This window comes from Stenotrophomonas sp. STEN021, assembly GCF_056760175.1.
Window position 1 is genome coordinate 1 of sequence record NZ_JBRREH010000172.1, and the last position, 714, is coordinate 714.

A 714-nucleotide genomic window follows, 5' to 3' on the forward strand; every position below is an offset into this window, starting at 1 on the left:
TGACGGCCTCCCAAATCTTGAGCCGATCTAAGGTAGAAAAATCGGCGTATTTGGGGCTGTCCGAAATGCCTCGGCGAACTGCGCTGGCGCGGCATTTCCCAGAGACGAATGCGGACGGAAATGATTGTAATCGGTTCTCCAGTTTTCGATCTTCTGGCGGGCGTCGTCAAGGGACAGGAACCAGTGCACGTTCAGACATTCGTCGCGGAATGAACCATTGAAAGATTCGACGAACGCGTTATCGGTCGGCTTACCCGGGCGCGAAAAATCGATCGTAACGCCGTGATCGTAAGCCCATTTGTCCAGCACGATACTGATGAATTCAGGCCCGTTATCTGCCTGAACCCGGCGCGGTGAACCGCGTTCCTGCCGCAGGTGTTCCAGCGTTTCGACAACATCTTCGCCGCGCAGGCTCTGCCCCATGACAATGGCCAGGCATTCGCGGCTGAAGTTGTCGACCACGGTCAGCGAGCGGAAACGGCGTCCATCAAAGAGCGCATCGCTAACGAAATCCATGCTCCAGCTCTGGTTGGGTGCGGTGAGTATGGGTCGATCCAATCGGTCCGCAGCGGCCCTGCGCCGCCGCGGTCGCTTTGAGCGCAAATTCAACCCTGCCAGCTTGTACAGCCGATGCACGCGCTTGCGATTTATCGGCCAGCCTTCACGACGTAGCAGAATGTGGATGCGTTGGTAGCCGTAACGCACCCGCGTCTG

General features: G+C 57.7%; 1 protein-coding gene. It reads right to left on the reverse strand.

The window, feature by feature from the left end; genetic code table 11:
* Positions 1-27: 27 nt before the first annotated feature.
* On the reverse strand, positions 28-714 hold a 687-nt coding region (locus tag ACVOL0_RS20380; protein ID WP_481550630.1), incomplete at its 5' end, for an IS3 family transposase.